Below are 20,411 nucleotides of genomic sequence, written 5' to 3'. Positions count from 1 at the left end.
ATTTATTTTTCAAAAGGTCCCATGTGCAGGAGAACGTAGTTGTTCAGGTTGAAATATTGCCGGCAGGCGTTCCGGATATCCTCAGGGGTGATAGAGTACAGTATTTCTTCGTAGCGTGCCAGTTCGTCGAGGTCCTCTCCGTCTTTCAGGGCTCCGCTCAGGTATTTTTTCCACTCTGCCGTGGCGTAGTCGTTTATGGATTCGCGTCGGGTAACTATAAATGAGCGTTGTAATGCCGACAGTTCTTCGGGTGTAACCGGTTTTTCCTGGATGTCCCGGATAATTTCCCTGAGTAATTTGTCTACTTTGGCGGTGTATTTGGTATCGACCGAGGCGTTGATGTCAAAGTAGTAGGTGGGTTGCGGATAGCCTTTGTAAAACAGGGAAATGTAGGGAGAGTAAAGCAGGGACTCTTTTTCCCTGAGTATGGAAAGCAGGCGGTTGCGTACGACATCCCGGACCAGTTTTAATGTCAGGGAGTGGCGTAGGCCGTTTTTATGATGTCCGTAGAATAAATAGTCGAAGACGGTTTGATTCGGATGTTGGTTTGGAAATTCTTCCTGGTAGGAAGCAGCCGGTAATTGGAATTGCGGGTCCACCCATTGATTGGGTTTGTGGTGGCGGGGAAAGGCTCCAAGGGTTGCGACGAGTTTTTTTTCAACCTCCCGGAGGTCAAAATTTCCGCATACGACGCAGGTCATACCGTCGGGATTAGTATAGAGTTGCCGGTAGAAGTCCGCAATGCTGTCGAGGTTGAGGGCTTCGATTTGTTGTTTATTTTCGGGACTATTGCCGAATGGGACGATGTTTCCCATCAGTTCGTCCATCCGTTTGGATAGCTGACGGTCCGGAGCGTTGCGTAGCATTTTGCTGAGTACTGTTTCTTTTTCCGGGGCAGCAAGCATGTCCCGGCGTATTTCTTCAAAGTCTTCATATCTTTTTTCAGGATAGAAGCATTTTTCGTAAATGAGATGGCACAGTTCTGTACTTTTATCTGCGGGAGCCATGGCCATCCAACCGTGCCAGTATGTTTCCAACAGTACTGTGAAGGCCATATTTTCCTGGGCGAGCATCATTCCGTAGGTGTCGTAGTCCATTTTTTCGATGCCTCCCATTTCCATATAGCCGGCTGTGCCTTCTAACAATGCATAATTGTCGGGAGTCAGCAAGGAGGTACCTCCGGGGGCAAAGGTATGGATGGTGATTTGTTTGGTTTCGTCTTTGGTCGGTTTTAGGATGAGCCGTACTCCGTTTGTGAGTTGGAGTTCCTTGATTCCCAGTGTTTCTATCCATCGTTCTGCGGCTATGCAGGCCGGAGCAGGCGTTATTTCGCGGGTAAGGAATGCGGGTAGTGGTACGGTTTGTTGTTCTTCTTGCTCGCGGACAATGTATTCGTAAGGCTGGCAAGGGCTTTTTTCGCCGGATTTCCAGGCTGCTTTGATCATTTTTTTATCTAAGCTTATACCTTTTTCCGGATGATAGCGATAGGCTGCCAGGATTGTTCCGGGGTTTGAAAACCACTGCCGGGCCAGGGTCTGGAGTTCCCGGCTTTGAACATTGCGAATGTGCTGTGCCAATCCGTTTTGGTGAAGGGTATCCTGGAGATAACGTTCTCCGCTGAGGAGCAGGTCGATGAAGTCTTCACACCATTCGTCCGAGTTTTTTACGGTGGATAAATGAGCGGATTTGCGGATGATGTTTTCTTTCAGATGTTGTAGTTCGGCAGAACAAAATCCTGTTTGCCGGATATTTTTTAAGGCGTTAACGGCTTGGCTGATTTGAGTTTGTATGGCTGTGTCGTTTTTCCCTTCGAAACTGAGTACGAGGTGGTCTTTGTCACCTAAGTACCATTGTTTGGAGAGAGAGACATTGAGTTGCAGGGCTTTGAAACGCTCGTTAATGGCTGAAACGAGTAATGTCTCTTTGGCTTTTTCCAGTTTGTCTCCGTAGGTGTGCTGGGTGATGGTTGGTTTAGGTAAAATCAGTTCTAAAGAGGAGCGGCTGAGCAGGGTATCTGCTATGTCCTGATAAATGATTTTTTGGGGATAGTTCAGGGAATAGGCCCGGGCGGTTGTTTTATGGGCCGGTATTCCGGCAAACAGTTCTTGTATTTTTTTTTCGGTAAGGGTGGTATCTATGTCGCCTACGATGATTAATGCGGCTGATGCCGGGGTATACCATTTGTGGTAGAATTTTTTTAGTTTCCGGGCTGTCATGTTTTGTATCTCTTCTGGTGTTCCCAGAGGCATCCGCCGGCTGTAGCGGGTGTTTTTTACTTTCAGGTCGTAGAAGACGTCACCGGTGTCGTAGCCCCGTTCTTCTTCGAGGATAATGCCTTTTTCCCCTTCCACTTCCTCGGGGGCAATGGTGATGCCGCACAGCCAGTCTTTCAGTATAAGCAGAGCCTGGTCCAGGCCTTCCGGATGATCAGTTGGAATAGAGAACATATAGATGGTGCGGTCAAATCCGGTAAAAGCGTTAATCCCGAAACCATATTTGACGCCCAGGGATTCGAGGTAGTTGACGATGCCTTTTTCCGGAAAGTGGGTTGTTCCGTTGAAAGCCATGTGTTCCAGGAAATGGGCTACTCCTCCTTCGTGCCGGGTTTGCCGAAGGGACCCGGACGGAATTACTAAGCGGAATTCTATCTTATGTCCGGGCAAGTCGTTTGCTTTGAGGATGTAGCGTAATCCGTTGGGGAGACTTTTGAAGAGGGTTCCCTGGGGCAAGGCAATTGCTTCGCTTTTCGGGTACTGCTGTCCCTGTGCTGTCCAGCAGGACAGCATCAGGATACAGAGTATGGAAATGATTTTATCTATATGCATTGTTGTATTTATTCAGGTAGGGTATATTCAATGGTTATCTGGGAATAACCGCCGGCATCGCTGTGATCGAAGGAGAAGATAAAGGTCATTTTGCCTTCGTTTATGTTCAGGCTGCCTTCCGGGGCTACGAAGTCCGAGGGTTCGTTTTCCCATCCGTCTTCGCTGATGTCTGTGGTGAACAGGTGGAAGAGGGGATCCAGGGTCTGAGAGTTGCCAGAACAGGCGAGTGCTATTTCATTGCCGGCATCTGCCAATTCTTTCAGGCGATTCCAGGCTGAATAGTCGTAATGGAAAGGGACGATAGTAATGGGGTCATCTTCGGATTTCTCACCTGTAAAGGTGATGGCGGATTTTCCGTTTTGAGGCATTCCGAGACGGATATTGTCTAATGTCATATCAAATGTTTCTTTGCTGTCGGCCGAGAAATTGATCAGCTCCATCATGGCCGGTATGTCGGGTTGCGGAGTCCAGTATTCGGTGTTTTCAACGGTGACTTTACGGAGTATGAAGTAGAAGTATTCTGTCAGACCCATCGGGTTTTCCGTCATTTTCAATACGGGAGCGTTTGCGGTGGACTGTTCGCTTAGGGTAATAACGGTTTTTCCGGTGTATTCTTTCGTAAATTCGGTGATAAAAGGTTCATAAAAGCCGTCTGCCGGACTGTTTATTTTGACTTTTACGGGGATTACTCCAATCCATTGGCTGAGGTCGAGTCCGTTTTGTTTGTAACTTTCTAACAGGGCTTTTTGTTCTTCGCTTAGTTCGGGGTTGCGTAAGCCGGGTTTTAATCTGATTTTAAGGATTTGGTGTACTTCCATATCTGTTTCGGGCAAGGCTTTCACACTGATTTCGAGGTAGACTTCGTTTTTCAGGATTTCCCTACCATTGGAGATGATGTCAAAGTTTACCGCTTTTGCCCCTGAGGGAATGGTTACTGATGAGGGTTTTACCGTCACCAGGTTGTCCATTTCGTTTGTAGTGTTTGTCACGGAGATTTCAAAGGTCTGGTCTTTTGCGTAAGCCCGTGTCATGATGAGGCTGGCCCGTAGGGGAGTTGTGTCGGATTCTATCATGACGGGATCCTGGTCGGTTGTGATGTATAATTTGTTTTTTCCGGAGTATCCGTCATCATCGGAATCGGAACAACTGAATATTCCTGCGCAATATATGAGCAGAAACAGGCTTAAAGATAGGTTTTTCATTGCTTTCATCATGGTATTAAATTTAAATGTTTAACTAAATTTTTATTTTTGGCCAACCTTCGTTTTGGTTTATTTTTTCGTTGTAACGGTATTCGGAGGCGGGGATGGGCAGGGTCCAACGGTAGTCTCCGGGTTGTAGGGTAAGAAGTATGCCGTTCCCGTATTCTTTGTATTTATTGAGGGTTTTATGGCATCGTTTGAGGTCGAAATAGCGTTCGCCTTCTCCGACAAATTCTTTGCGCCGTTCTTCCAGAATCTGTTCGAGCAGTTTCTCCGGATTTGTGAAGGTTTCAAGGGGTTCAGCTCCGCGTTGGGTGAGGAAGCGGTTCATCAGTTCAGTGGCGGCATCGGGTTTTGAGGTGCGGGCAAGCGCTTCGGCGCGCATGAGCCATATACCTGCTGCCCGCCAGATGTTGACGTACATACTGGGGATTTCTTCGCGGTTCATTTTGTTGTATTTTCCGAAGAGCCGGACCGGTTGTGTGTTGTCCATGACGAATTCTATTTCGGACCAGGTTTTTCTTTTGTCTTGCGGGGAGTATGTGATTTCGTCATTCATTACGAGATAGTCGCCTGAGGCGTAGGTGTCATACCGGATATCCTGGTAGATTTGGTCGGACTGATATTTGGCGAAAATCCGTGCTTTGCTGGTTTCGTTGCTCCACAAGGCAGTGTAAGGATTGTTTCCCAGAGTTTCTTCCGGGAACAGAGTAATCAGTTCGTTTGTGAGGTTGAGGACTTCAGGGTAGTTGCCTGTGTATAATTCGACTTCGGCCTGAAGGTAGGTTACGGCGTAGTCGGAGAGCCAGTAGATTTTATCCGGGGTGTTGTCCGGATGCCGGGCTTCTTTTAGTAGCTGCCGGATTTCCGTAACGCATTTTTTGACGGAGGAACGGGGCAGGTAATCCAGTTCCACCTGATCTTTGAGGATGATGCCTTCTTTTTCTTCGTTTCCCGGATAGGATGGGGCAAACAAACGCAGGAGGTCGAAATAGCATTTTGCCTTTAGTGCCTTGGCTTCGCAGGTGATGATGTTTTTTTCGCTCTCTTCTTCCGGACTGATGGTTGTGACAGCATCCAACCGGTTTTGTAAAGCGTTGATGGTGGAGATGACTGCATAGTATTCTGTCCACAGGTTGTCTGCCAGTTCGGTCAGCTCCACTTCTCTCCAGCGATAAAGGTTTTGGAGACCTGCATCTTTTATGAGTTTGGAAGAAGGATAGAAGTCGTCCGAGAGAACGGCAAACTCAAAAATATGCTGGGGGAGGTCGTTGTATGCGGTAGCGAGCAGGGAGCGTGCGGATGATACGTCTGTGATGGCGTCCGGGTCGGAGAATTGATCTTCCAGTGGGATGTTCAGTGAGCATCCGCAGAGTAAGATGTATCCGATGTATAATAAACGACTGGTTTTCATAATCATAAGTTTAAAAAGATAAATTCAGATTCAGTGTGAAAACGGGTTGTTGTGTGCCTACGAGGGAACCTGATTCGGGGTCTGACTCTTTGTAGTGGGTCAGGGTGAAGAGGTTAGAGGCCTGAAAGGCTATGGACGCGTATTGTATGACGTTTTTGGTTTTCTCAATGAGCCGGTAAGGAAGCCGGTATCTGAGGGAAAGCATAGACATGCGGAGGTAGTCACTGCTTCCGACGGTTCGGCTGTTGGGGTAGTTTTTCAAGTTGTAAATAGCCGAGGAGGAGTAGAAAGGGGTATGGTATAGTTTGTTTTCATCTCCTCTTTCAAACCACATGTTTTTTACCTGCCCTTTGATGGCGTTGTAGTTGATGTTGTCCTGTTCTCTGACGTAGGAGAATGTGTAGGCTTTTTTACCACCGAGGACAAAATAGAAATCCATGTCGAGGTCGAAATTGCCGTATGATACGGAATAAAAAAGACTGCCGGAGAAGGGGGGAGTGGAGTGGCCCAGGGCTTTCATATCTTCCCGGCTGAGGTTTTCCGTCGCTTCAATTTCCCGTCCGTCGGCGCCTTTGAACACGGGAAGTCCGGTAATGGGGTTAATGCCTAAGGATTCGGGACCATAGAGCATATCGAAAGATTTTCCCACTTCGAAATCCGGGACTAATTGGTCCTCAGAGGTGTAAAGGCGGTCGGCATAATAGAGGTCGACGACTTTGTTGCGGTTGTAGGCCGTATTGAGACGGGCGGACATTCTCCATTCGTCGTTTTCCATTATTTTGACGTGGATTTCTCCTTCTATTCCGTTGTTGTCCAGTATGCCGATGTTGCGTTTCAGGGAAACGAATCCGTTTGAGGTGGGGATGGGTACATCCAGCAAGGCATCCTTGGTGCGTCGTTTATACCAGCCGAGGTTTAGGGTGACGCGATTGCAGAAGCCGATGGTTAATCCGGCATTTATGTCTATGGTTTGTTCCGGTTTTAATGCTGAGTTGTATAGGCCCATTAGTGTCAATAATTGCTGGTCTCCGTAAGTGTTTTGGGAGTACTGGAATGTTGCTACGGCAGAGGAGGGGGACACGCCCTGGAGGCTGGCTGTGCAGCCGTAGGAAGCTTTTAGTTTCAGGTCGGAGAGGATGAAACTGTTTTTCAGGAAACCGTAGTTTTTCAATGCCCATCCGGCACCGACGGCCCAAGCGGAGTTCCAGCGTTTGTCCTTGGGGAGGATGGAGGAAGCATCGCATTTGTAGGTACCGAACAGGTCGTATATATTATTCCATGAATATCCCATCAGGACTCCGACTCCTAATTGGGCTGTTTTTTCGTTTTTGGAGGTGAAGGAGGGTTTTCTGTTTCCTTCTATGGATTGGTTAACTCCTGAGGGAGATTGCATTTTGCTGCTTAGTCCGTATCCTGTGATGCCGAGATTGTCGGTGTGGTCGGCATAATAATCGAAGTTGGTACCTAAAGTCAGGTCGTGTTTCCCCAGAGTGCGGGTGTAGGTGAGCCGTATGTTGGAGGATATATTGGTGAGGGTGTTTTTGTCTTTGGTGAGTTTTCCCCTCTGATTTTCCGGTACGCCGCTGGTTAGTTCGGAGTAGGCGGTAGGAGGTGTGATGCTTAGATTTTCTGTCAGGACATAATCGATTCCTGCGACCGCTGCAACTTCCAATCCTTTGATTGCTGTGCAGTTGATGCTGCCGGAGATTCCTGCCCGTTTATCGGTTGATTTATTGCTGAATTGGTTAAAGAGGTCGTTGTAGGTCCGCCCTGGAAAAGAAACCAATTCTCCTTTCCCGTTTTTGGATTCGTAGGGATTGAGCTGATAAATCAATTCGGTTGGAGAATAAGTGGTTCCGTTGGGTGAATTGGTCAGGGCGTAGCCGCCGCTGACTCCGAGAGAGGCATAGGTCCGGGAGGTTATGGTCTGGTCGACGCTGAGACGGGCCGTTACCCGTCTGATGTCATTTCCGGGTATACGTCCGCCCTGTTGGGAATAGTTGATGGATGAATAGAAGCTGGTCTGTTCGGAACCGCCTTTGACACTGAGGTTATGTTCCTGATAGAAATTATTCCGGAGCAGCTCTTTGAACCAGTCGGTGTTGATACGGCTGAGGGAATCCAGTATCTGGCGTCCTTCTGCTATGAGCCGGTTTATTTCAGGATCTGAGACATGATATTTCCGGTAGTAGTCTTCGCTGTAGCGATAGCCGGGGGCTATCGGGTTTTTCATACGTCTTTCCAATTCCAGCTTTTCTTCGGAATTCATCATTTGTACACCTCTGCGTCCCCGTAAGGTTACGCCGGCACTGAAGCTGTAGTTGTAAATCATTTTCCCGGCAGTTCCGCGTTGTGAGGTGATTTCCAGTACTCCGTTGGCTGCTTTGATTCCATAAAGAGCGCAGGCGGCGGCATCTTTGAGGACTTTAATTTCTTTGATGTCGTTGGGGTTTAAGGTCAGGAAGGCATCCGATGAGATTACTTTCCCGTCCAGAACGTATAAAGGCTCATTGGCGGCATCTCCAGGACGCAGGGAGGAAGTGCCCCGAATGCGGATTTCTGGTTTGCTTCCCAGGTCACCTTTGTTGGTGACAATCAAGCCCGGAACAGTTCCCTGGAGGGCCAGGGCTACATCCATTATCGGTTTGTTGTTCATTCGCCGGACGTCGACTTCGTTGACTACGCCGGTTCTGGAACGGACATCTATTTCGTTGATATTGGCCCGTGCCCGCACCTGTACTTCTCCTATTTCGTTGTAGGTGTCTTTAAGTATGACGTTCATGTAGCGGTCGCCGGTGTATACCATTTCTTCGCTTTTTTTACCGATAAAGGTAAAAACTACGGTCATGCCCATCACTTCCGGTACAAGGATGGAATAGTTCCCGTTTTGGTCGGTGGTTGTTCCGACCGAGGTGTTCTTGATAAATACACTGGCACCCGGTAGGGACACTCCTTTTTCATCGTTTACCTGTCCCTGGATTTTTACCGTTTTGTTGGCGGCTTCCGGGGTGTCCCGGGAGTAGAGGATAACAGTTTTGTCTTTGATGGTATAGGTCAGTCCGGAGCCTTTGAGGGCTGTGTTTAATATGGAATCGAGGCTCACTTCTTTTGCTTCTATATTGATTTTTTTCAAGTTTAAAATCATTGCGTTGTTGAAAAAGAAAGTGTAGTCGGATTGTTTCCGGATTTGCTCTGTCAATTGGGGAAAGGTTCCGTTTTTGAGTTGTACGGTCAATTTCTTTTGTTGTGCCGTCAGCTCAATCGGTGCGTAGCATATGAACAGTATGCTCCACAGGATTATTCTGAGTAGTGTATGTTTTTTCATCGTTCTGTCATCAATATACTGTAATTTTTCTGCCTTCTGTCATGAACTGTGCTTCGCTGGTGAGTTCAATGATTTCGAGAATTTCATTCAGGTTCTCGTATTTTTTCAAATCGCCGGTGAAGGTGATTTGTTTTCGTTTTTCTTTTTGGAAATGAATCTCTACGTCATACCATCGGGCTAACTGGCGGAGAAGTTTATCCAGGGGCATGTCTTTGAATACAAACCGTCCTGATTTCCAGGAGGTGTAATGTGTGACGTCTGTTTTTTCTTTGCTCATTTTGCCGTTTTTTTCCAGGCGTATCTGTTCTCCGGCCTGCATTTGCATGCTTTCTCCGCTGCGGATGGCTTTTACCTGAACTTTCCCTTCTTCGAGGGTTGTGTGCATTGTCTGGTCGTCCGGATAAGAGCTGACATTGAAGGAGGTGCCTAAGACGGTGATTCTGGCCTGGTCGGTGATGACAATAAATGGATGGGATGTATCGGAGGTTACTTTGAAAAATGCTTCTCCGGTGAGGTATACTTCTCTGGTTTCTCCGCAGAATTCTACCGGAAATTTTAACCGGCTTTCGGCGTTCAGCCATACTTTTGTCCCGTCTTCCAGTGTGATGGAATATTCGCCGCCCCGGGGAATATCCAGTGTGTGATAGATTTCCCGGTTCCGGGAAGGGATTTTGGCTAATGTGTAGTTTATTTTTCCGGAGTCGGCGGGGATGGTGTTGTCTCCGTCTTCTATTTGCCGGTTTTGGTTGTCTAATATGAATTGCCGGCCATTGGACAGGGTTAGCCGGGCTTGTGGTTGTCCTGCCTGTATTGGAGGATTGCTAACCGGGGGATGGATTGTCCGGTTTTCCTGCCAAATGAACCATGATACGGTCAAAGGAAACAGGAGTATGGCTGCATATCTGGAGAGGCGCAGTCTCCGGATTTGCCGTTTCCGGCGGACTACTTTTTGCCGGATAGCGTTGAATTTTTCCCAGGCGGGCTCTATTTTAATCCGTTCGTAAGCGTTCTTTTTTTCGGTGAGTGTATGCTGATTCGTCCATTTTGCGAAGAGTTCGCGGTGATTGGCGGATTCTGATAGCCAGGAGTCCAGAACTTCTTTTTCCCAAGGTGAAATATCTCCTCCGAGGTGTCTTGAAATAATTTCCGATATTTTGAAATGGTTATTTTCTGGCATAGTTACGATAAAATGGTTTTGGAAAGTTTTAAGCTTTCTTTATTATTTAAACACCTTTTACCCGAAAAAGGGGGGATGGGTGTTAAAATTTTCTGAATTTTTCCACAAATTTATAATAAAAGTGAAAGAAGTTCAATCCCTTTTATCAGGTATTATGAGAAGAGAATACCAATAAATAGGGGGTAAAAGCTGTTTCCCCTTAATTTTTCGGAGAGTCGTTTTTTGCCTGTTTTTTTGTATTCTTTGGCGGTTTCGACGGATATACCCATTATTTCGGCTATTTCAGCTATTTTGAAGCCTTGCAGGGTGAGTTGCATGACCCGCCTGTATTGTGTGGGGAGCTTTTCTATGGAAGTCAGTAATCGGGCGTAGAGGTCTTCTTCTATTACCCGGTCCCAGAATTCTTCGGATTCATCCCCGGATTCGAGGGTCCGGGTTTCGTATTGGGCTTGTATTTCCTGGTGACGCAGGTGGTTCAGGGCTTTGTTTTTAACACCATTGTAGAGGTATACTTTAAGGGCAACGAGGTTTTTGAAGGTTACTTCTTGTTGGAGCATGGATATGAAGAAGTCCTGTACCAGGTCTTTTGCGATTTCTTCATCTGTAACGTATTTACGGGCGAAGAGTACCAGCGGGACGTAGTAATTCAGGTAGAGGAAACGATAGGCTTTTTCCTCTTTATGTTGTAAGGATTTTAAGAATGGTATTTCCTGGTCCATTTTTGAGTTGCCTGGTAGATGTGTGTGTATGGAATTACCAGCTACCACTGGCTCCTCCTCCTCCGAAACTGCCTCCTCCGAATCCTCCGAAGGAGCCGCTGCCGCTGCTGAATGAGCCAAATCCGCTTCCTCCTCCTCCGAAAAAGATGGGAGGAAATCCGGTTCCTCCGCTCTGATGACGGTCGTTGGAGTCAAATCTTCTTTTTTTCCGTAACATCAGAGGGACGAGGAATACGACAAGGAAGGGCAGGAATATCCAGCGTCCTGTATCATTATTATTTTTTTTTGCGTACTGGTCGGCAGTAAATTCTCCTGCACTGAGTTGCATTAGGATGTCTGTGGCTTTGTTGATACCAGTATAATAGTCGTTCTGGCGGAAAGCCGGAAGCATTTCATTGCGGATGATGCGTGAAGCTATGGCATCCGGAATCACACCTTCGAGCCCGTAGCCGACAGCAATGGCAACCTGTCCGTTTTCGTTGTTTTTTTTGGGTTTAAGGAGTACGAGTATTCCGTTATCTTTTCCTTTTTGGCCAATGCCCCATTTTTCGGCCAATTGCTGGGCGTAGTCGTTGGGAGCGTAGCCATAGAGAGAGGGGACTGTTACTACGGCAATCTGGGTGGAAGAAGTGTCGTTGAAGTTTCTGAGTTTCTTTTCCAGGGCTGCAGTTTGCTGGGGGGTGAACGTGCCCGTAAAGTCATTGACTATCCGTCGGGGGTGCATAGGGGTAGGAAAGTCCTGTGTCCGGGCAGCCAGAGATGTGATGAGCAGCAAGGTAAAGAAAATCAGTTTTTTCATGGGTCGGGTACTTCGGTTTTAGTCTTTAAAAGATATTTCGTCGGACAGTTCGTTTACGTCATCCGTAGAATATGGAAAAAAGTGTTTTAGCTGCTGTCCTACGGCGAGAACGGCTTCACAAATGCCTTCGCAAATTTGTCCGGTTTTGAATTGTCCTACCATTTGGTTTTTGATGTCGTTCCAGTAGTTTTCCGGTACTTTGCTATGGATGCCGGCATCTCCCAGGATGGCCAGTCGGTGGTCTTGTAAAGCGATATAGATAAGTATACCGTTGCGAAGGAGTGTTTTGTGCATTTTTAGTTCAGCAAATACCTGGGCAGCCCGGTCGAGCACATCCATGGAAGTATGGTTTTCTATGTGAATCCGGATTTCTCCGGATGTATTTTTCTCGGCTTGTTGGATGGCTGCCGTCATAGAGGCTTTTTGCTGGGAGGTAAAGAAGTCCGATGCTTTCATGAATGTGCCGGTTAAAATTCAACTTTCGGGGCATTTTCGGCACCGGCATTTGCCTCGAAATAGGGCTTGGCGGTGAATCCGAACATGCCGGCGAGTATGTTCCGTGGGAATTGCTGGATGGAAGCGTTGTATTGGCGGGCCGTTTCGTTGAATTTCCGTCTTTCTACGGCAATCCGGTTTTCGGTACCTTCCAGTTGAGCCTGTAAGTCCAGAAAGTTTTGGTTGGCTTTCAGGTTGGGGTAGTTCTCGGAAATAGCCATCAGGCGTGAGAGTGCTGATGATAACTCACCCTGTGCCTGGTTTAGTTTTTTCATTGTGGTTTCGTCAAGCTGATTGATGTTGATTTGCATTTGAGTGGCTTTGGCCCGGGCATTGACTACGTCAGTCAGGGTATTTTCTTCGTGGGCAGCGTAGCCTTTTACGGTATTGACGAGGTTGGGAATTAAATCGAGTCGGCGTTGGTATTGATTTTCTACGTTGGACCATTGAGCCGTTACGTTTTCACGGCTGGCTACCATGCTGTTGTAGGTGTTTTTGAACCAGAAAAAGATGCTGAGGATGATAACAGCAATAGCGATGAGAACAATGTAACCTTTTTTCATTTTCTAAAAATTTATTTTTGATATGTGCAAATTTAATGAATTAATATGAAAAAGAGATAGAGTGTGTATAGGCAAACGAATATAGCTCCTTCCCACCGGTTGATTTTCCGGCCTTTCCCGGTGAAAATGAACAGGAAAAGCAAAAGGGATGCGAGGGCATTCACGAGCAGGTCTACATTGCTTTCAGTTGTGGCCTGCAGGGGTGTGATGGTGGCTGACGTTCCCAGGATGAGGAATGTGTTGAACAGGTTGGAACCGACGACATTGCCGATAGCTATGTCTGCATTTTTTTTGCGGGCTGCTACGATTGAAGTGGCTAATTCGGGGAGGGAAGTGCCGATGGAAACGACGGTCAGACCGATGATTCTTTCTGTTATACCCATGGATTGGGCGATGTTGACGGCTCCTGTTACCAGCAGTCGTCCTCCTCCTGTTAATCCGGCGAGTCCCAGCAGGATAAATAAAACAGATTTCGCTGTGGAATAGTTTTTTATGGTGAAATCTTCTTGTTCGTTTACTGTTCCGTATTTAGCCAGAACTAAAGTATAGGTCAGGAATAGTACGAAGAAGGCGAGTAGGCAAATACCTTCTACCCGGGTGATTGTTCCGGCCGGTTCGCCGTTGACCAGGAGAAGAATCAGGATGGCTGCGAATACGGCCAAGGGAATTTCGACCCAGGTGGTTGTTTTTTTTACTCCGAGGGGTGTAATGAGGGCTGTGATTCCGATGATGGCCAGCAGGTTGAAGATGTTGCTGCCTAAAACGTTTCCCAGTGCCAACGCTGAGCTGCCCTGGGCTGAGGAGACGATATTCACGACCAATTCAGGGGTGGAAGTGCCGAAAGCGACTACCGTGAGTCCGATGATGATAGAAGATACTTTCAGACGGTGTGCGAGGGCTGCCCCGCCGTCCACCAGAAAATTGGCTCCATAAATCAGAATCACCAGTCCGGCACTCAGAAAGAGGATGTTTAACCACATTGCTGTAAAATTTTATTTCAGATAAAACGTTGAGGAAACCTGAAAGGTTTTGTTGTTTTCTCTGTGATTTGTTTTGTCGGTGAATGTTACCGGAATCCGGATTGGAGATTTGTATTTTGCAGAAGATTATTTTACCGCATGTCCGAAAGGGGTCAGTGCCAATCCGGCCAGTTTGAAATGCTGTAATCCGAACGGAATGCCTATTATGGTGATGCAGAATAAGGTTCCCCAAAGAATATGGCTAAGAAAAATCCATACACCTCCAATGAAGAACCAGATAATGTTCATCAGGGTGTAGAGGCAACCGTGCGAAGCGTCTGTATGAACGATTTCCTTGCCGAAAGGCCACAGGGCCAATACACCCAGTTTCAAGGTTTGCAGGCCGAACGGAATGCCGATGATGGTGATGAATAGTCCTATGCTGGAGATGAAATATTGCAGGGCTACGAAGATTCCTCCGAAGATGAGCCAGATGATATTTCCGATGATTTTCATATTCTAATGGCAGTTAATTCAGGAGGCGGAATGCTGGCTGACCAGTGTTTCGCTACGTTTCAGGGCTTCGTGTATGTTACTGCAGATGTTTTCTTCTCCTATCATCCGGGCAAAACCGGATTTCCGGAGCGTTTCGTGAACGCGTTCGTTGACGCCGGAGAGGATAATCCTGATTTTTTCTTTTTCAGAAAGCCGGACAAGGCTTTCGAGATTGTGGAGACCGGTGGTGTCCATAAAGGGAACTTTGCGCATGCGGATAATCCGGACCCGGGGCTTATCACCGATGGTTTTCATGCATTCGTCAAACTTGTTGGCGACCCCGAAGAAAAACGGTCCGTCGATTTCGTATACCTCGACTTCCTGAGGAACAATCAGTTTTTCTTCTTCGTGGAGGATTTCTCCTTCATGGGAGAGGTCTAATTGTTCTTTGGAGACTGTAATGCGGGTTACTTCGCTCACCCGTTTCATGAAGAGTACCAGAGCCAGCAGTAATCCGATTTCTATGGCGATAGTCAGATCGAAAATCACCGTTAACAGAAAAGTGGTCAGCAGAACGGCCACATCTGATTTGGAGTTTTTCATCAGGGATTTAAAAGTACGCCATTCGCTCATATTGTAGGAAACAATGACGAGTACCCCGGCAAGGCAGGCCATTGGGATGTGTTTGGTAAGAGGGCCGAGAAACAATAAGATGAGCAGCAGGACTACGGCATGAATTAGTCCGGCAATGGGAGTACGCCCTCCGTTGTTGATGTTGGTCATGGTTCTGGCAATGGCACCCGTAGCCGGAATTCCTCCGAAGAACGGCACGACGATGTTGGCAGCACCCTGGGCAATCAATTCGGTGTTGGAGTTGTGTTTTGTACCGGTCACTCCGTCGGCTACCGTAGCAGATAGCAAAGATTCGATGGCTCCCAGAATGGCAATGGTAAAGGCTGCCGGAAGTAATTGGTTGATGGTTTCGATGTTGAAATTCAAACTATTGGGCAGAGGCAGGCTGGCTTTGATTTCAAAGCGGTCTCCGATAGTCTCCAGTCCGCTGATTCCCAGATGGTGGCGCAGCAAATAGCTGACAATTGTCATGACAACAATAGCAATCAGGGACCCTGGTATTTTTTTTGAAAAGCGGGGAGTGATCAGGATTAGCAGTACACTTCCCACTCCTACGGCTAAAGCAATCCAGTTTGTTGTGCCGAAGCTCTGGAAATAGGCTATCCATTTGGAGATAAAGTCTGCCGGTACTTTTTCCATTGTCAGCCCGAAGAGGTCTTTGATTTGGGTGGTAAAAATGGTGAGTGCGATACCACTGGTGAATCCGACTACAATGGGATAGGGGATAAACCGGATGATCGTACCGAGTTTGAATACGCCCATCAGCACGAGCATGATTCCGGCCATTACCGTTGCGATGGCTAAGCCTTCTATTCCGAATTGCTGGATAATTCCGTAGACGATGATGATAAAGGCTCCGGTGGGCCCTCCGATCTGTACGCTACTGCCTCCGAGGAAGGAGATGAGAAACCCGGCAATGATGGCGGTGATTAAACCTTGTTCCGGACTGACTCCTGAAGCTATACCGAAGGCAATGGCCAGAGGCAGGGCTACGATTCCGACAATGATTCCGGCCATGAGGTCTGCCAGAAATTTTTCTTTCGTATAATTTTTGATGGTATCCGATATTACCGGATGAAAGTCAATCCGCATCATGGTAAGCACACATTTAAATGAACTGCAAAATTATAAAAAATCTTAAAATGGAGAAATATATTTCGGAAACATTGTAGGGTTTGTGCTTTGTCCTTTTGTGCTTTTTTATAATTTTGTCAGCCTAAATCTATTGGTAAAAATTAATATGAGCGGATTTTTTGGCTGTGTGTCGCGCAAGGAATGTGTTGCTGATGTTTTTTATGGCACCGATTATCATTCACATCTGGGGACGAAGAAGGCAGGTATGGCGTTTTATAACGGCAATGAGTTTGTGCGTTCCATCCATAGTATAGAAAGTGCTTATTTCCGGAATAAGTTTGAGCCGGAACTGGAGCGTTTTATCGGTTCTAACCTTGGAATCGGGGTGATTAGTGATATGGAATCGCAGCCGATAACCGTGACTTCGCATTTGGGTCGTTTTGCGGTGGTGACTGTCGGGCGGATTGATAATTTGCAGGAAATTACGGACCAGTTGCTGGATGAGAAAATTCATTTTGCGGAGATGTCCGGCTCTTTGATTAATCCTACGGAAGTTGTCAGTATTTTGATTAATAAGGGGGAGACGTTTAAGGAGGGAATTGAGAATGTATACCGCACGGTTAAAGGTTCCTGTTCTTTTTTGGTGCTGACGGACAGTTGTGTGTATGCAGCCCGTGATAAATTCGGCCGGACGCCTATTATTGTCGGTAAAAATGAGTTCGGATATGTGGTGGCGAGTGAGAGCTCTTCTTTTACTAATCTGGGGTATTCTATTGTCCGGGATTTGGGACCGCATGAGGCTGTGCGTATTTCGAAGGACGGTATTACTCCGATTATTGCTGCCGGCAGGCGTAAGCAGATCTGTTCTTTTTTGTGGGTGTATTACGGTTATCCTTCTGCTTATTATGAAGGGATCAATGTGGAAGATGCGCGTTATCGTTGCGGAGCGGCGATGGCCCGCCGGGATGATTTGACACCTGATTTTGCTGCCGGTATTCCGGATTCGGGAGTGGGGCATGCTATTGGTTATTCGAATGCCAAAGGGATTCCTTATAAACGCCCTTTTGTGAAATATACGCCTACATGGCCCCGCAGTTTTATGCCGCAAAATCAGAATATGCGTGATTTGGTGGCTAAAATGAAGTTGTTGCCCAATGAAGCCTTTACCCGGGATGCGCGGATTGTTTTTTTGGATGATTCCATTGTGCGGGGTACTCAGTTGAAAGATAATGTAGTGAAGCTGAGGGAGTGCGGAGTGAAAGAAGTGCATATCCGCATTGCTTGTCCGCCGTTGGTTTATCCCTGTTGTTTTTTGAATTTTTCGACTTCCCGTTCTACGTTTGATTTATTTGCCCGCCGGGTTATCCGCGATCTGGAGGGAACTTCGGAGTTGACGGAGGAAATCCTGAAGCCATATTCGGATCCGGACACGGAAAAGTATAAGGAGATGGTTCGGGTGATGTGTCAGCATTTGCAGTTGGATTCTTTGCAGTTTCAGCGTTTGGATGATCTGGTGGCTGCTATCGGTTTGCCGAAAGAGGACCTTTGTACGCATTGCTGGGATAATTCCAGTTATATGGAATGAGGCGGTATGTGTCGTAGGGAAGTTGTATTTTTGTAAATCATTCACACTAAAATAATATTGTTATGAAGAAATTAGTTCTGGGTGTATGTGTGTTATTATGCATGACAACGTTTGCGCGCCCCAAAGAATGGCTGGATCCGGAGGTGAACGCGATTAATCGTTTAGCGGCGAGGAGTGCTTTTTTTGCCTATCCTTGCAGAGATGCTGCTGAATCCGGATGTAAGGAGAATGCTTCCAATTTCATGTCGCTGAACGGTTTATGGAAGTTTAACTGGGTGCGGAATGAGACGGAGAAACCGGTACATTTTTATAAGCCGGGATTTGAGGACCAGTGCTGGGTGGATTTTCCGGTTCCGGGACTGTGGGAAGTGAACGGGTACGGGGATCCGTTGTATAAAAACGTGGGTTACGCCTGGGCCAATCAATTTGTTTCCAAGCCTCCTTATATTGATGCTGAGAATAATCATGTGGGTTCGTACCGCAAGACGGTGGAGTTGCCGTCGGACTGGAAAGGACAGCAGGTGTTTCTGCATGTGGGTTCTGCGACTTCAAATCTGTATGTATGGGTAAACGGTGAGTTTGTCGGTTACAGTGAGGATAGTAAAATGGCTGCGGAGTTTGATGTAACGCGGTATGTGCGTCCGGGGAAGAATCTGATTGCCATGCAGATATATCGCTGGTGTGACGGAAGTTACCTGGAGGACCAGGATTTTTGGCGTTTGTCGGGTATTGGCCGCGAGGTTTATTTGTATGCCCGCCATCCGATGCATATCGAGGATGTTTTCATTACTCCGGATTTGGATGCCGATTACCGGGACGGCCGGTTGGACGTGGTGGCTAAGGTTTCCAAGGCCGGGGGAACGGTTGAGTTGGAACTGAAAGATAAAGAGGGACGTGTGGTGGAAGTGAAGACGGAGAGACCGGATGGAAAAGGAAATATCCATACTGTTTTTGAAGTGAATAATCCGGATAAGTGGAGTGCAGAAGACCCGAATTTATATTCCCTGATGCTGACCCTGAAACAGGGAAACAGGGTGGTGGAAGTAATTCCCCAGCGGGTTGGTTTCCGGAAAATCGAATTGAAAAAGGACCTGGGACAGGTTTGGGTAAACGGCCAGCCTGTACTTTTTAAGGGGGCTGACCGTCATGAAATGGATCCTCTGACGGGGTATGTGGTTACGCGTGAACGGATGCTTCAGGATATACAGGTATTGAAGGAGAATAATCTGAATGCGGTCCGTACTTGTCATTATCCCAATGATCCGGAGTGGTATAATCTCTGTGATGAGTATGGTATTTACTTGATTTGTGAGGCTAATATTGAGTCTCACGGGATGGGTTATGGTGATCGAACCTTAGCAAAGGAACCTGCTTTTGCGAAAGCTCATTTGGAAAGGAATCAACGGATGGTGGAGGCTTTTAAAAATCATCCTTCGATTATATTCTGGTCGCTTGGCAATGAAGCTGGTGACGGACCTAATTTTGAGGCTTGCTATAAGTGGATTAAGGAGCGGGACGGGAGCCGTGCCGTTCAGTATGAGCGTGCCGGAAGTGCTTCCCATACGGATGTTATTTGTCCGATGTATGCCCGGTTGGAGTGGATGGAGAATTTTGCGAAGGGGGATGGCGACCGCCCGGTGATTTTGTGCGAATATGCCCATGCGATGGGAAATTCCGAGGGAGGATTTAAGGAATACTGGGATTTGATCCGCCGTTATCCGAAATTGCAGGGAGGTTTTATCTGGGATTTTGTAGACCAGGGGCTGAGGGGCTATGCGAAGGATGGTGCTATGATTTATACTTATGGCGGAGATTTTAACCTGTATGACGGTTCGGATAATAATTTCAATTGTAACGGCTTGATTAGTCCTGACCGGGTACCGAATCCGCATATGTTTGAGGTGAAAAAGGTGTATCAGTCTATCTGGACTACTCCGGTGGATTTACAGAAGGGGGTGGTGAATGTGTATAATGAGAATTTCTTTACCGATTTGTCGGATTATTATTTGGAATGGAAAGTGCTGGCAGATGGTGAAGCTATCTTGGGAGGGGTTGTGAGTGATTTGAAGGTAGCACCCCAGGAGACCGCTCAGGTGGGGCTGGATTATCAGTTGCCGGCGACAGACAAGGAGTTGTTGCTGAATGTAGCTTATAAGTTGAAACGGGCCAGACAGTTGGTACCGGCCGGTTATACTTTGGCCGAAGACCAACTGGCTATTCAGCCTTATACCGGTTTTGATGCCACTATTGCACAACAATCCCAGCCGGTGGAGGTGTATGAAGACCTGGTACATGTTGTTGTGTCTGCTGCGGAGACGCAGGTGACCTTTGATAAACGGAACGGATGGATCCGGGGGTTGACGATGAATGGGTTGGAGATGTTGGAGTATGGCTATGCCTTGCGTCCGAATTTCTGGAGAGCGCCTACGGATAATGATATGGGAGCGGGTTTGCAGAGTCGTTTTGCTGCATGGAAAAATCCGGAGTTGAAGAAAACGGGATTTAAGGTGGAACAGAAAGGAAATAATGCCCTGGTGACTGTAGATTATAATTTACCGGGAGTATCGGCAGGTTTGCAGATGGTTTATGAAGTGAACTATGCCGGAGAGATTCGTATCAGCGAGGCTTTGACCGTGGATAAAAGCAAGGAGAAGATGCCTCATTTGTTCCGGTTCGGTTTGCAGATGGTGATGCCAGGAAGTTTTGACCGTATTGATTATTATGGCCGGGGTCCTGTGGAGAATTATGCAGACCGGAATTTCAGTCAAAATCTGGGACGTTACCGGCAGTTGGTAAGTGAGCAGTATTTTCCTTATATCCGTCCTCAGGAATCCGGCACGAAGACTGATATTCGGTGGTGGAAGCTGACCGATATTGACGGCCGGGGAGTGATGATTCGTTCGGATTTGCCTTTTTCGGCTTCTGCTCTTCCTTATTTGCAGGAAGATTTAGATGACGGATGGGCTAAGGAGCAGCGTCATTCCGGAGAGTTGCAGCCCCGGGATCTGACCACGCTTTGTTTTGATTTGAAACAGATGGGGCTTGGGTGTATTGACAGTTGGGGGGCGTGGCCTTTAGAGCCTTATCTGATGCCTTATGATGATTATACTTTCCGGGTGGTGTTGACACCTGTCCGGAAGAGGTAG

The 20,411-nt window shown here is 47.2% G+C and carries 14 protein-coding genes; 2 read left to right on the top strand and 12 right to left on the bottom strand.

Annotation, left to right across the window (positions count from 1 at the left end; all coding sequences use genetic code 11):
- Positions 1-2 precede the first annotated feature (2 nt).
- The 12 genes from D1136_RS03390 to D1136_RS03335 form a co-directional block, all read right to left on the bottom strand.
- Entirely contained in the window at positions 3-2,825 is a 2,823-nt protein-coding gene (locus D1136_RS03390) for a pitrilysin family protein (RefSeq protein WP_161876211.1), read from the bottom strand.
- Between the two features lie 8 nt (positions 2,826-2,833).
- Positions 2,834-4,039 (bottom strand): DUF4929 family protein, encoded by a 1,206-nt coding sequence (locus D1136_RS03385; RefSeq protein ID WP_161876210.1) that lies wholly within the window; start codon positions 4,037-4,039, stop codon positions 2,834-2,836.
- Positions 4,040-4,061: 22 nt separating this feature from the next.
- The gene (locus D1136_RS03380) at positions 4,062-5,441 is read right to left on the bottom strand and encodes a RagB/SusD family nutrient uptake outer membrane protein (RefSeq protein ID WP_161876209.1); all 1,380 of its coding nucleotides are present in this window, start codon (positions 5,439-5,441) and stop codon (positions 4,062-4,064) included.
- A 10-nt stretch (positions 5,442-5,451) separates the two neighbouring features.
- Entirely contained in the window at positions 5,452-8,766 is a 3,315-nt protein-coding gene (locus D1136_RS03375) for a SusC/RagA family TonB-linked outer membrane protein (protein WP_161876208.1), read from the bottom strand.
- Positions 8,767-8,776: 10 nt separating this feature from the next.
- Positions 8,777-9,943 (bottom strand): FecR family protein, encoded by a 1,167-nt coding sequence (locus D1136_RS03370; RefSeq protein ID WP_161876207.1) that lies wholly within the window; start codon positions 9,941-9,943, stop codon positions 8,777-8,779.
- A gap of 152 nt (positions 9,944-10,095) precedes the next feature.
- Positions 10,096-10,662, bottom strand: a complete 567-nt coding sequence (locus tag D1136_RS03365; RefSeq protein ID WP_161876206.1) for an RNA polymerase sigma factor — start codon at positions 10,660-10,662, stop codon at positions 10,096-10,098.
- A 34-nt stretch (positions 10,663-10,696) separates the two neighbouring features.
- A complete protein-coding gene (locus D1136_RS03360; RefSeq protein ID WP_161876205.1) occupies positions 10,697-11,461 on the bottom strand; it encodes a YgcG family protein in 765 nt (254 codons plus the stop codon).
- Between the two features lie 18 nt (positions 11,462-11,479).
- Positions 11,480-11,917: a TPM domain-containing protein gene (locus D1136_RS03355; RefSeq protein WP_161876204.1), complete on the bottom strand. Its 438-nt coding sequence runs from the start codon at positions 11,915-11,917 to the stop codon at positions 11,480-11,482.
- 11 nt (positions 11,918-11,928) lie between these two features.
- The gene (locus D1136_RS03350) at positions 11,929-12,519 is read right to left on the bottom strand and encodes a LemA family protein (protein WP_161876203.1); all 591 of its coding nucleotides are present in this window, start codon (positions 12,517-12,519) and stop codon (positions 11,929-11,931) included.
- Positions 12,520-12,551: 32 nt separating this feature from the next.
- On the bottom strand, positions 12,552-13,499 hold the full coding sequence (locus tag D1136_RS03345; RefSeq protein WP_161876202.1) for a calcium/sodium antiporter: 948 nt from the start codon (positions 13,497-13,499) through the stop codon (positions 12,552-12,554).
- 126 nt (positions 13,500-13,625) lie between these two features.
- Positions 13,626-13,994, bottom strand: coding sequence for a YccF domain-containing protein (locus tag D1136_RS03340; RefSeq protein ID WP_161876201.1), 369 nt, complete (start codon positions 13,992-13,994; stop codon positions 13,626-13,628).
- An 18-nt stretch (positions 13,995-14,012) separates the two neighbouring features.
- Positions 14,013-15,701, bottom strand: coding sequence for a SulP family inorganic anion transporter (locus D1136_RS03335; protein ID WP_161876200.1), 1,689 nt, complete (start codon positions 15,699-15,701; stop codon positions 14,013-14,015).
- A gap of 145 nt (positions 15,702-15,846) precedes the next feature.
- On the opposite strand from D1136_RS03335, the gene D1136_RS03330 reads away from it, so the two are divergent.
- Together D1136_RS03330 and D1136_RS03325 are read left to right on the top strand one after the other, a co-directional pair.
- Positions 15,847-17,265: an amidophosphoribosyltransferase gene (locus D1136_RS03330; protein ID WP_161876199.1), complete on the top strand. Its 1,419-nt coding sequence runs from the start codon at positions 15,847-15,849 to the stop codon at positions 17,263-17,265.
- A gap of 62 nt (positions 17,266-17,327) precedes the next feature.
- Positions 17,328-20,411, top strand: a complete 3,084-nt coding sequence (locus D1136_RS03325) for a glycoside hydrolase family 2 TIM barrel-domain containing protein (RefSeq protein WP_161876198.1) — start codon at positions 17,328-17,330, stop codon at positions 20,409-20,411.

The sequence above is a fragment of the Odoribacter sp. Z80 genome, assembly GCF_009935865.1.
In the GTDB taxonomy this organism is placed as follows: Bacteria; Bacteroidota; Bacteroidia; order Bacteroidales; family Marinifilaceae; genus Odoribacter.
Note: the sequence above shows the minus strand (reverse complement) of the source record. Positions and strands in the feature narration are given on the sequence as shown.

Excerpts from the sequence above, each read along its gene's own strand:
- D1136_RS03390 (WP_161876211.1), bottom strand. The coding sequence starts at position 2,825 with ATGCATATAGATAAAATCATTTCCATACTCTGTATCCTGATGCTGTCC.
- D1136_RS03385 (WP_161876210.1), bottom strand. The coding sequence starts at position 4,039 with ATGATGAAAGCAATGAAAAACCTATCTTTAAGCCTGTTTCTGCTCATA.
- D1136_RS03380 (WP_161876209.1), bottom strand. The coding sequence starts at position 5,441 with ATGAAAACCAGTCGTTTATTATACATCGGATACATCTTACTCTGCGGA.
- D1136_RS03375 (WP_161876208.1), bottom strand. The coding sequence starts at position 8,766 with ATGAAAAAACATACACTACTCAGAATAATCCTGTGGAGCATACTGTTC.
- D1136_RS03370 (WP_161876207.1), bottom strand. The coding sequence starts at position 9,943 with ATGCCAGAAAATAACCATTTCAAAATATCGGAAATTATTTCAAGACAC.
- D1136_RS03365 (WP_161876206.1), bottom strand. The coding sequence starts at position 10,662 with ATGGACCAGGAAATACCATTCTTAAAATCCTTACAACATAAAGAGGAA.
- D1136_RS03360 (WP_161876205.1), bottom strand. The coding sequence starts at position 11,461 with ATGAAAAAACTGATTTTCTTTACCTTGCTGCTCATCACATCTCTGGCT.
- D1136_RS03355 (WP_161876204.1), bottom strand. The coding sequence starts at position 11,917 with ATGAAAGCATCGGACTTCTTTACCTCCCAGCAAAAAGCCTCTATGACG.
- D1136_RS03350 (WP_161876203.1), bottom strand. The coding sequence starts at position 12,519 with ATGAAAAAAGGTTACATTGTTCTCATCGCTATTGCTGTTATCATCCTC.
- D1136_RS03345 (WP_161876202.1), bottom strand. The coding sequence starts at position 13,499 with ATGTGGTTAAACATCCTCTTTCTGAGTGCCGGACTGGTGATTCTGATT.
- D1136_RS03340 (WP_161876201.1), bottom strand. The coding sequence starts at position 13,994 with ATGAAAATCATCGGAAATATCATCTGGCTCATCTTCGGAGGAATCTTC.
- D1136_RS03335 (WP_161876200.1), bottom strand. The coding sequence starts at position 15,701 with ATGATGCGGATTGACTTTCATCCGGTAATATCGGATACCATCAAAAAT.
- D1136_RS03330 (WP_161876199.1), top strand. The coding sequence starts at position 15,847 with ATGAGCGGATTTTTTGGCTGTGTGTCGCGCAAGGAATGTGTTGCTGAT.
- D1136_RS03325 (WP_161876198.1), top strand. The coding sequence starts at position 17,328 with ATGAAGAAATTAGTTCTGGGTGTATGTGTGTTATTATGCATGACAACG.